Here is an 8,940-nt window from a genome sequence, read left to right on the forward strand (position 1 = left end):
CCGCTCCCTGTTCCGCCGTTGCCCTGCCCGCGGGCGGCTAGAGGTCGAACCGCGCCTCGGCGATCCAGCGCCAGAAGTCCTGGCCCGGGCCCTTCTGGAGCTGCCTTCCGTCCATCCGCGTGATCCGGTCCGGACCGAGGATCGGGAAGTCGTAGCGCGGGTCGTGGACGGTCAGGCCCTGGATGAAGGTCTGCTCCGCGACGCCGTCGGGGCGCATGCGCCCGGGGCCGCCGAGCGAGACCACCTCGATGCCGCGGATCGCCTCGGCGATCTCGGCGTTGCTCGGCCAGGCGCCGCCGCCCTTGGCCTGCACCGCCTTCTCGACGCCGCGGCGCCAGACCTCCATGGCGAAGAAGGCGCGGTCGGCCTCCCAGTGCGGCCAGTCGCGCGTGCGCTCGTGGTACCACTGCACGAACTCGCGCGCGAGCGGCGTCGCCTGCGGGTCGGCGAAGTAGAGCGTGTTGTGGCCGAAGACCATGCCGGGCGGGGTGAACTCCTTCTTCAGCGCCGTGTGCTGGAAGCCGGCCGCCGGGAACACCCACTTCCGCCCCTCGAGCAGGCCCGCGGCGTGCGCCTGGCGCATGAACACGGGCAGGTCGGCGAACAGCAGCGAGGAGAAGACCAGGTCCGGATTCGCCGCCTTCAGCGCCGCGACGTTCGCGGTGAGGTCCATGCCGCCGACGCGCGGCCACTGCTCCGTCACCACCCGGTGCTCGATGTTGAAGCGCCGGAGGAGGGCGAGGAAGGCGGCCCAGTTGTTGCGGCCGTAGGAGTAGTCCGGGTTGATGCCGGCGACCGTCAGGAATTGCCCGCGGAAGTGCTTGATGGCCATGAGCGAGCCCATCACCGCCTCGCACTCGTTGTCGGTGCTGCGGAACACCCAGCGCGGGCGCGGCATCGTCTCGTTCACGCCGTCCTGGGTGGTGCCGTCCCAGAACACGGTGAGGATGCGCGATTCCTCGAGCGCCGGGCCGAGCGCGAGGGAGACGCCGGAGGAGACGACGCCCTGGATCACGTCAACCCGCTCCTGCAGCGCGAGGCGGCGCGCGCGCTCCACCGTCTCGCGCGGGTTGGTCTCCTCCTCGATCACCAGCTCGACGCGCCGCCCGGCGACGCCGCCCGCGGCGTTGAGCTTCTCGACCGCGAACTCGACGCCCTTGAGGCCGACCTCGCCCACCGTGCCCGCCACGCCGGCGCGCGGCGCGAGGATGCCGACCCGGAGCGGCCGCGCCTGGGCGTAGGCCGGCAGCGGCAGCGCGGCGCCGAGCGGCGCGGCCGCCGCCGCGGCGCCGGCGAGGAGCTCTCGTCGTGTGGTGCGCATCCCGTTTCCTCCCGATCCGCTCAGGGGCGGAATTCCGTCTTGCCGGTACCGGCGTAGAGCGCCGCGACCTGCCGCGCCATGGCGTCGCGGTGCGCGGCGAGCGCCGCCTCGTCGAGGTCGGCGCGCGGCGCGGGCTCGAGCGCGTAGTGGCCGCCGGTGTCGCGGCCGCGCACCAGCGTCGCGCTGTCGCGCACCTTGAGCTGGCGCACGTGCGGCGGGATGTAGCGGATGGCGAGGCCGATGCGCCGGTCGCCGGTCCGGTTCGGCCCGCTCGCGTGGGCGAGCTTGACGTGGTGCAGCGACATCTCCCCGGCGGCGAGCGGCACCGCCACCGCCTTCTCCGTGTCCACCTCCACCGCGATCTCCTGGCCGCGGGAGAGCAGGTTGTGCTCGTGGAAGGTGTCGGCGTGCGGCAACTGGCCCATGCGGTGCGAGCCGGGGAGGAACTCCATCGCGCCCGACTCGACCGGCGCGTCGGAGATCGCGACCCAGGCGGTGATCACGTCGTCGGGATCGAGGCCCCAGTAGGTCGCGTCCTGGTGCCAGGAGACGTAGGCCGGGCTGTGCGGCTCCTTGATGAAGAAGTTGGTCGTCCAGCAGAGGATGTCGGGGCCGATCAGGTCCTCGACCGCGTCGAGGAGGCGCGGGTGGCGGATCAGCTCGGCCGCCCAGGTGAAGAGCAGGTGCACCTTGTGGCGCATGTTGGAGGCGATCGGGCCGCCCGCCGCCCGCTCGTAGGCCTCGAGGCGGGCGCGCATCGCGCGCGCCTCCGCGGGCGCGAGGACGCGCACCGGGAAGTGGAAGCCGTCGCGCCAGAACGCCGCGACCTCGGCCTCGGTCAGCACCTTGGGCACGCCATTCCTCCCCTCCCCGCGCGGGCCGTGCCACGCGAGTGACATATCATTGGACTGGCAGCGTGGCCGCGCCGGGGGCGGGCTGTCAACCTCCTGTCGCCGCCCGCGGGGCGCGGTTGCGCGCCGGCCGTCTTCGCGCCAAATGCTCCGCCCGCCATGCCCGACACCGCCCCGCCGCGCCGCGCCGGGGCGACGGCGCGCCGCCCCTCCGCCGGCGACAAGCCGCGCCGCCGCGCCGCGCCGCCGCCCGACGAGACGCTCGCCGAGCGCGCCTACCAGGCGCTCGAGGAGGAGATCGTCACCCTTCGCCTCCCGCCCGGCGAGGTGGTGAGCGAGGCGCTGCTCTCCGCCCGCCTCGGTTTCGGCCGCACCCCGGTGCGCGAGGCGCTGCAGCGCCTCGCGCGCGAGCGGCTGGTGCGCATCCTGCCGCGGCGCGGCATCGTGGTGGCGGCGGTGGACGTGCGCGAGCAGCTGCGCCTGCTCGAGGTGCGGCGGGAGCTCGAGCGCCTCCTCGCCCGGCTCGCCGCGCGCCGCGCGGACCCGGCGCAGCGTGCCCGCTTCGCCGCCATCGCCGAGGGCATGGACCGCGCCGCCGCGACCGGCGACGAGACCGCCTTCCTCCGCCTCGACCGGGCGCTGAACCTGCTCGTGCTGGAGGCGGCGCGGAACGAGTTCGCCGCCGCCGCGATGACGCTGATGCACGGGCTCTCGCGCCGCTTCTGGTTCATCCACTGGCGCCAGAGCGCCGACCTCGCGGAGGCGGCGCGGGTGCACGCGGACCTCGCCCGCTGCATCGCCGCCGGCGACCCGGCCGCCGCTGCCGCCGCCTCGGACCGGCTGCTCGACTACATCGAGGCGTTCACGCGCGCGACCGTGAGCGCGGACGCCTGAGCCGGTCGCCGCCGGCGTTGACCCCGCGCCGCGGGGTCTGATATATCAGCGCCACGGCAACCCGCCCGGAGGGCGCACCCATGACCGTCTCCGCCACCCCCGCGGCCGAGTCCCGCGCCGAGAGGATGTCGCGGCGCCAGGCCGCCTTCCGCGCCGACTTCCGCGCCAAGATCGGCCGTCTCTACAGCGGCTGGGCGCATGTCGCGCTGATCTACGCGATCGGGCTTGCGGCGATCTGGTACTTCGCGCGCCAGGTCGATAGCCCCGCCTGGTACGAGTGGCTGGCCGTCCCGGTCGCCTTCCTCGCCGCCAACATCTTCGAGTGGTGGATCCACAAGTACATCATGCACCGCCCGGTGAAGGGGTTCATGGGCATCTACAAGCGCCACACCCTGGCGCATCACCAGTTCTTCACCGAGCACGAGATCAGCGTGGACAACAGTCGCGACTTCCGGATCGTGTTCTTCCCGCCCTACGCGCTCGTCACCTTCATCGCGATGACGCTGGTGCCGGCGGCGCTGCTGATGCGGGCCGGGCTGCCGAACGCGGGCTGGCTGCTGCTGATCACCAACACCGCGATCTACCTGAACTACGAACTGTTCCACTACTGCTGCCACGTGAAGGACGACCGGATCGTGCGGCACATCCCGCTGGTCAACACGATCCGCCGCCACCACGCGGCGCACCACAACACCTCCATCATGATGGAGCGGAACTTCAACCTGACCTACCCGATCGCGGACTGGCTCTTCGGCACCTCCGACCTGCGGCGCGGCCTGCTTGGGCACCTCTTCAACGGCTACGACACGACCCATCTGCGCCCCGACCTGCGGCGCGCGAAGCACACCAAGGACGACCCGCGCGCGGGCGAGCCGCGGGTGGCGCGGACGGCGGCCGCGGAGTGAGCGCGATGGACGCCCGTCCGCCGTCGCCGCTGCGCGGCGAGATCAAGACCTCCCGGGTCTCGCTCGCCGGCGGGATCGCGGTGGCGGTGGCGGTGATGGCGCTCTGGGTCGCGCTCGCGCGCGACCTCGGCGCCGACGGCGCGGGGCCGGTCGCGCTCGGGGCGCTCGTGGCGGCCGGGATCGGCGCCTGGATCTGGAAGGCGGAGCTCTGAAGCCGCCCGGGCGCGGGCAGCGGCGCTCCGGAAGCCGGGCGAGCGCCAACCGCGCCGGGCCGCAGCGGACGACCTGCCTCGGGATCTTCCCCGGAATGCGAGGCGGCGCCGGCCTCCGGAGGGAAGGCCGGCGCTGATCCGCGGCTGGCGGACGGAGGCGGGCGCGGACGCGGCGCCCTGGCTCGCGCCCCGCCGGCCGAACCCGCCGCGCCGGCGCCGGATCGCCGCCGGTTCGCGAGGCGTCGGGCTCCCGTCCTGCCCGGCGGCGAGGGGCGCGGTGCCGGCGGACGTCGCTGTGGTCCGCCCCCTTGGCCGGGACACGTGGCGTGCAAGGCGCGGCCGGGCCTCGGCGGCGAGAGGGAGGGGGCCGGCCTTCATCGTCCGCCGGGGGCCGGGGCAGGGCGCGTCCCCGGATCGCCCCCACGGCCGCCGGCACCGGCGGGAAACCCGAGGAGCTGGCGGAGGGAGTGGGATTCGAACCCACGAGGCCCTTTTGGGGCCTACGCGCTCTCCAGGCGCGCGCCTTAGACCACTCGGCCATCCCTCCAAAGGGCTGCGGACCATAATCGCCGCGCCCCCGGGCGGCAACAGACCGGCGGCCGGGCGGGAGTTCCCGGCTGCGGCGCCTCCGCCGCCTGCGGCCCGTCCGTCGCCGGTCCCGGCATGGCCCGCCGCAGCGCGGTCCGGAAGGCGAAGACCGCAGTCCGCGCCGTGCGGGTGGCGCCGCCGCGACGCCCCGGCAGCCCCCGCCGCGGCGTCATGTTCCGCTTGCGTTCTCGCTCGCTCTCTGGGAAAATATTCTCAACTTCCGCGCAGCGAGGAGACGCCGCATGACGCCTTTCGCCGGCAAGGGCCTGCCGCTCACCGACCAGGGCTTCCGCACCGCGCTCGGCCTCGCCGGGCTCGGCGGCGATCCGGCCGCGGACGCGCCGCGGCTCTGGGCGGTGCTCCAGGTGGAGAGCGCCGGCTTCGGCTTCGACGCGCGCCGCCGGCCGCGCCTCCTGTTCGAGCGCCACGTCTTCCGGCGCGAGACCGGCGGCGCCTACGACGCGGAGGCGCCCGATCTCTCGCACCCCACGCCCGGCGGCCACGGCCCCGCGGCCGCGCAATACCGGCGGCTCGCGCGCGCGCTCGCCCTCTGCGCGCGCGACGGCCGCGGCCCGGAGCCGGCGCTGCGGAGCGGCTCCTGGGGGCTCGGCCAGGTGATGGGGTTCAACGCGGAACAGCTCGGCTACCCCTCCGCCGCCGCCATGGTCGCGGCGATGCGCGAATCCGAGGACGCGCAGCTCCGCGCGGTCGCGGCGTTCCTCCGGCGCCACGATCTCGCCGCCGCGCTGCGCGCCGGCGACTGGCGCGCGGTGGCGCGCGCCTACAACGGCGCGGGGTTCGCGCAGGGCCGCTACGACGAGCGGCTGCGCGAGGCGCATGCGCGCTTCGTCGCCCGCGGCGTGCCCGACCTCGCGCTGCGCCAGACCCAGGCGGCACTGCTCTACTGCGGCTTCGACCCGCGGGGGGTGGACGGGGTGCCCGGCCCCGGCACGCGGCGCGCGATCCGCGCCTGGCGGCGCGCGGTGGGCGCGGGCGAGGGCGAGACGCTGGACGCCGCGCTGCGCGAGCGCCTGCTGCGCCAGGCCGGCCTGGCCGCGCTGCTTCCCGCGCGGGCTGGGCCCCGGCCGCGGAACCGCTACGGCGCGGCGAGCAGGGCGAGCGCGGCCGCGGGATCGATCCGCCCGTCGTAGAGCGCGCGGCCGACGATCACGCCCTCGATGCCCTCATGCGCCACCGCCTTGAGCGCGGCGAGGTCGTCGAGCGAGGCGACGCCGCCCGAGGCGATCACCGGCGTCCGCACCGCGCGCGCCAGCGCCACGGTGGCGTCGAGGTTCACGCCGCCCAGCATCCCGTCGCGCTCGATGTCGGTGTAGATGATCGCCGCCGCGCCGGCGTCCTCGAAGCGCAGGGCGAGCTCGCGGGCGGTGACGGCGGAGGTCTCCGCCCAGCCCTCCGTCGCCACCAGCCCGTTGCGCGCGTCTATCCCGAGCGCGACGCGGCCCGGGAAGGCGCGGCAGGCGGCGCGCGCGAACGCCGGGTCCTTGACCGCGGCGGAGCCGAGGATCACCCGCCGCACGCCGCGCGCGAGCCAGGCCTCGGCGGTCGCCATGTCGCGGATGCCGCCGCCGAGCTGGACGCCGAGCGTGGGGCCGGCGGCGGCGAGGATCGCCTCCACCGCCGCGGCGTTGGCCGGGCGCCCGGCGAAGGCGCCGTCGAGGTCCACGACGTGCAGCCAGGTGAAGCCCGCGGCGCGGAAGGCGCGCGCCTGCGCCGCCGGATCGGCGGAATAGACCGTGGCCTCGGCCATCTCGCCGCGCCGGAGCCGCACCACCGCGCCGGCCCGGAGATCGATCGCGGGATAGAGCGTGAGGGTCACGGCGGCGCCTCCGCCGCCCGCGCGGCGCGCCGGCCGCCGCGCGGCGGGTCGAGCAGCTTGTAGTAGTAGTGCCCGGCCACGATCCTGCCGCGCACCCGCGCATAGGCCGGGTGCGTTCCCCAGCGGACGTAGCCGAGCGATTCGAACAGCGCGATCGCCGTGGTCTGGGTCTCGCGCACGTCGAGGTTGAGCACGCGATGGCCGAGCGCGGCCGCGCGCTCCTCCACCCGCCGCACCATCATGCGCGCGAGGCCGTGCCCGCGCGCGTAGGGCGCGAGGTAGGCGTGGGTGAGGTGCGCCGCGAAGGCCTGCGCCTCGTTGTTGCGCGGCGGGCGGACGAGCTGGACCGAGCCGACCACGTGGCCGTCGAGGCGGGCGATGAACAGCTCGCGCTCCGGCACCAGCAGCACGCCGCGGAAGTGGCGCTCGAGCGCGGCGCGGCCCTGCGGCTCGATCCAGCCGAAGCCGCCGCCCTCGATGATCGCGGCGTCGGTCGCCTCGCACAGCTCGGCGAGCTCGGCGTCGCTCAGCCGCTCGCAGCGCTCGACCTCGAGCACGTGCTGCCGCGGCGCGGCGGCCGGGGGCGGATCGGCGGTGTCGCTGCTCATGGCTCCCAGCGCAGGAAGTTGGTCAGCAGGCGCAGGCCGACGGCCTGGCTCTTCTCGACATGGAATTGGGTGCCGACATAGTTGGCGCGCCCGACGATCGCCGCCACCGGGCCGCCGTAGTCGGTGGTCGCCAGCACGTCCTCCGCATCGCGCGCGCGGAAGGCGTAGGAGTGCACGAAGTAGGCGTGATCGCCCGGCGCGATCCCGTCGAGCAGCGGATGGTCGAGGTCCGGCGCGAAGTCGAGCGCGTTCCAGCCCATCTGCGGCAGCGGCAGCGGCGCGCCGTCGGGCCCGCGCGGGTCCATGAGCTCGACCGTGCCGGGAATCCAGCCGAGGCCGAAGGAGACGCCGTGCTCCAGCCCGCGCTCGGCCAGCAGCTGCATGCCGACGCAGATGCCGAGGAAGGGCACGCCCTGGCCGCGCACGCGCGCCTCCAGCGCCTCGACCATGCCGGGCAGCGCGTCGAGCCCGCGCCGGCAGGCGGCGAAGGCGCCCTGGCCGGGCAGGATGATGCGGTCGGCGGCGCGGAGATCGGCCGGATCGGTGGTGACGCGGACGCGCAGCGCCATCTCCGCCTCGCGCGCGACGCGCTCGAGCGCGCGGCGGACCGAGGCGAGGTTGCCCGAGCCGGGATCTATGACGGCGACCTGCATCGGCGGGGGGCTCCTGCGGCGCGGACGGTCGGGGCTCACGCGAGGGCGGCGGCCCGGGCCAGGTCGGGGCACGCCCGGAGAAGCCGCGCCCAGGCGGCGTCCTCGTCGCGCGCGGCGACGACCGCGGCGAGGCGCCAGCCGTGCCGCTCCAGCGTCCAGCGGCGCAGATCGCGCGCGTGGAAGCCGACGAGGAGGTGCAGCGCGAGGGCGGCGTAGGGCGCCGCCCCTTCCGGCAGCAGCGCGCCGATCAGCGCCGCGGTGGCGAGGTAGAGCGCGAGGACGAGCCACATCCGGTGCCAGAGGAGCCACGGGCCGGCGAAGAGGAAGGCGCCCCAGGAGAAGCCCTCGCGGAGCAGCACCGGCGCCCGCGGGCGCCGCGCGGGCTCCCCGCCGGCCGCCGCCCCGGCGGCGGGGTCCGGCGCGGCCGGCTCGGGCTCCGTCCCGGGCGGGGCGTGGACGGTCCAGACACGCATGCGCGGCTCAGCCCTCCAGCACGCCCTTGGTCGAGGGGATCGCGCCCGCGGCGCGCGGATCGGGCTCGCAGGCCGCGCGCAGCGCCCGCGCCGCGGCCTTGAAGCAGGCCTCCGCGACGTGGTGCGCGTTGCTGCCCGCCTTCAGCGCGAGATGCAGCGTGATGCCGGCGTTGAACGCGAAGGCGCGGAAGAACTCCTCGAACAGATCGGTGTCCATCCCGCCGACCTTGTCGCGCGCGAACGGCACCGACCAGGCGAGGAAGGGGCGGCCCGAGAGGTCCACCGCGCATTCCGCCAGTGCCTCGTCCATCGGCACGAGGGCGTGGCCGTAGCGGCGCACGCCCCGCTTCTCGCCGAGCGCGCGGCGCAGGCACTGGCCGAGGACGATGCCGACGTCCTCGGTGGTGTGGTGGAAGTCGATGTGCAGGTCGCCGCGCGCCTGCACGTCGAGGTCGAACAGGGCGTGGCGCGCCAGCGCGGCCAGCATGTGGTCGAGGAAGCCGATGCCGGTCGCGACCTCCGCCCTGCCCGCGCCGTCGAGGTCGAGGCTGGCGCGGATGTCGGTCTCGGTCGTGGCCCGGTGGATCTCCGCGCGGCG

The 8,940-nt window shown here is 75.5% G+C and carries 11 protein-coding genes and 1 tRNA gene; 4 read left to right on the plus strand and 8 right to left on the minus strand.

Going from position 1 to position 8,940, the window contains the following annotated elements; translation table 11 throughout:
- Nucleotides 1-37: 37 nt before the first annotated feature.
- Nucleotides 38-1,321, minus strand: coding sequence for an ABC transporter substrate-binding protein (locus tag K1J50_RS09070; RefSeq protein ID WP_220117389.1), 1,284 nt, complete (start codon nucleotides 1,319-1,321; stop codon nucleotides 38-40).
- A 20-nt stretch (nucleotides 1,322-1,341) separates the two neighbouring features.
- Nucleotides 1,342-2,175 carry a phytanoyl-CoA dioxygenase family protein gene (locus tag K1J50_RS09075; protein WP_220117390.1) on the minus strand — a complete coding sequence of 278 codons (834 nt, stop codon included), beginning with the start codon at nucleotides 2,173-2,175 and terminating at the stop codon, nucleotides 1,342-1,344.
- Nucleotides 2,176-2,331: 156 nt separating this feature from the next.
- Between K1J50_RS09075 and K1J50_RS09080 the strand changes: the two genes are divergently transcribed.
- The 3 genes from K1J50_RS09080 to K1J50_RS09090 all read left to right on the plus strand — a co-directional run bounded on the left by K1J50_RS09080 (nucleotide 2,332) and on the right by K1J50_RS09090 (nucleotide 4,183).
- Nucleotides 2,332-3,066, plus strand: coding sequence for a GntR family transcriptional regulator (locus tag K1J50_RS09080; protein WP_220117391.1), 735 nt, complete (start codon nucleotides 2,332-2,334; stop codon nucleotides 3,064-3,066).
- Nucleotides 3,067-3,146: 80 nt separating this feature from the next.
- Nucleotides 3,147-3,971: a sterol desaturase family protein gene (locus K1J50_RS09085; RefSeq protein WP_220117392.1), complete on the plus strand. Its 825-nt coding sequence runs from the start codon at nucleotides 3,147-3,149 to the stop codon at nucleotides 3,969-3,971.
- Nucleotides 3,972-3,976: 5 nt separating this feature from the next.
- Nucleotides 3,977-4,183, plus strand: coding sequence for a hypothetical protein (locus K1J50_RS09090; protein WP_220117393.1), 207 nt, complete (start codon nucleotides 3,977-3,979; stop codon nucleotides 4,181-4,183).
- Between the two features lie 456 nt (nucleotides 4,184-4,639).
- Here K1J50_RS09090 and K1J50_RS09095 read toward each other — a convergent pair.
- Nucleotides 4,640-4,730 (minus strand) — tRNA-Ser (locus K1J50_RS09095).
- Nucleotides 4,731-5,013: 283 nt separating this feature from the next.
- On the opposite strand from K1J50_RS09095, the gene K1J50_RS09100 reads away from it, so the two are divergent.
- Nucleotides 5,014-5,922: an N-acetylmuramidase family protein gene (locus tag K1J50_RS09100; protein WP_220117394.1), complete on the plus strand. Its 909-nt coding sequence runs from the start codon at nucleotides 5,014-5,016 to the stop codon at nucleotides 5,920-5,922.
- Here the strand turns inward: K1J50_RS09100 and hisA are convergent.
- The 5 genes from hisA to hisB all read right to left on the minus strand — a co-directional run.
- Complete coding sequence (gene hisA, locus K1J50_RS09105; protein ID WP_220117395.1) at nucleotides 5,868-6,608, minus strand: 1-(5-phosphoribosyl)-5-[(5-phosphoribosylamino)methylideneamino]imidazole-4-carboxamide isomerase; 741 nt, start codon at nucleotides 6,606-6,608, stop codon at nucleotides 5,868-5,870. The genes K1J50_RS09100 and hisA overlap by 55 nt on opposite strands.
- Entirely contained in the window at nucleotides 6,605-7,216 is a 612-nt protein-coding gene (locus K1J50_RS09110) for a GNAT family N-acetyltransferase (RefSeq protein WP_220117396.1), read from the minus strand. The genes hisA and K1J50_RS09110 overlap by 4 nt, the downstream gene beginning before the upstream one ends.
- Nucleotides 7,213-7,869: an imidazole glycerol phosphate synthase subunit HisH gene (gene hisH, locus K1J50_RS09115; RefSeq protein WP_220117397.1), complete on the minus strand. Its 657-nt coding sequence runs from the start codon at nucleotides 7,867-7,869 to the stop codon at nucleotides 7,213-7,215. Before hisH ends, K1J50_RS09110 begins: the two co-directional genes overlap by 4 nt.
- 35 nt (nucleotides 7,870-7,904) lie before the next feature.
- A complete protein-coding gene (locus tag K1J50_RS09120) occupies nucleotides 7,905-8,342 on the minus strand; it encodes a DUF2628 domain-containing protein (protein ID WP_220117398.1) in 438 nt (145 codons plus the stop codon).
- A 7-nt stretch (nucleotides 8,343-8,349) separates the two neighbouring features.
- The coding region (gene hisB, locus K1J50_RS09125; protein WP_255575115.1) for an imidazoleglycerol-phosphate dehydratase HisB at nucleotides 8,350-8,940 on the minus strand (591 nt) is incomplete at its 5' end.

This window comes from Caldovatus aquaticus (assembly GCF_019458025.1).
In the GTDB taxonomy this organism is placed as follows: domain Bacteria; phylum Pseudomonadota; class Alphaproteobacteria; order Acetobacterales; family Acetobacteraceae; genus Caldovatus; species Caldovatus aquaticus.

Excerpts from the sequence above, each read along its gene's own strand:
- K1J50_RS09070 (WP_220117389.1), bottom strand. The coding sequence starts at position 1,321 with ATGCGCACCACACGACGAGAGCTCCTCGCCGGCGCCGCGGCGGCGGCC.
- K1J50_RS09080 (WP_220117391.1), top strand. The coding sequence starts at position 2,332 with ATGCCCGACACCGCCCCGCCGCGCCGCGCCGGGGCGACGGCGCGCCGC.
- K1J50_RS09085 (WP_220117392.1), top strand. The coding sequence starts at position 3,147 with ATGACCGTCTCCGCCACCCCCGCGGCCGAGTCCCGCGCCGAGAGGATG.
- K1J50_RS09090 (WP_220117393.1), top strand. The coding sequence starts at position 3,977 with ATGGACGCCCGTCCGCCGTCGCCGCTGCGCGGCGAGATCAAGACCTCC.
- K1J50_RS09100 (WP_220117394.1), top strand. The coding sequence starts at position 5,014 with ATGACGCCTTTCGCCGGCAAGGGCCTGCCGCTCACCGACCAGGGCTTC.
- K1J50_RS09110 (WP_220117396.1), bottom strand. The coding sequence starts at position 7,216 with ATGAGCAGCGACACCGCCGATCCGCCCCCGGCCGCCGCGCCGCGGCAG.
- hisH (WP_220117397.1), bottom strand. The coding sequence starts at position 7,869 with ATGCAGGTCGCCGTCATAGATCCCGGCTCGGGCAACCTCGCCTCGGTC.
- K1J50_RS09120 (WP_220117398.1), bottom strand. The coding sequence starts at position 8,342 with ATGCGTGTCTGGACCGTCCACGCCCCGCCCGGGACGGAGCCCGAGCCG.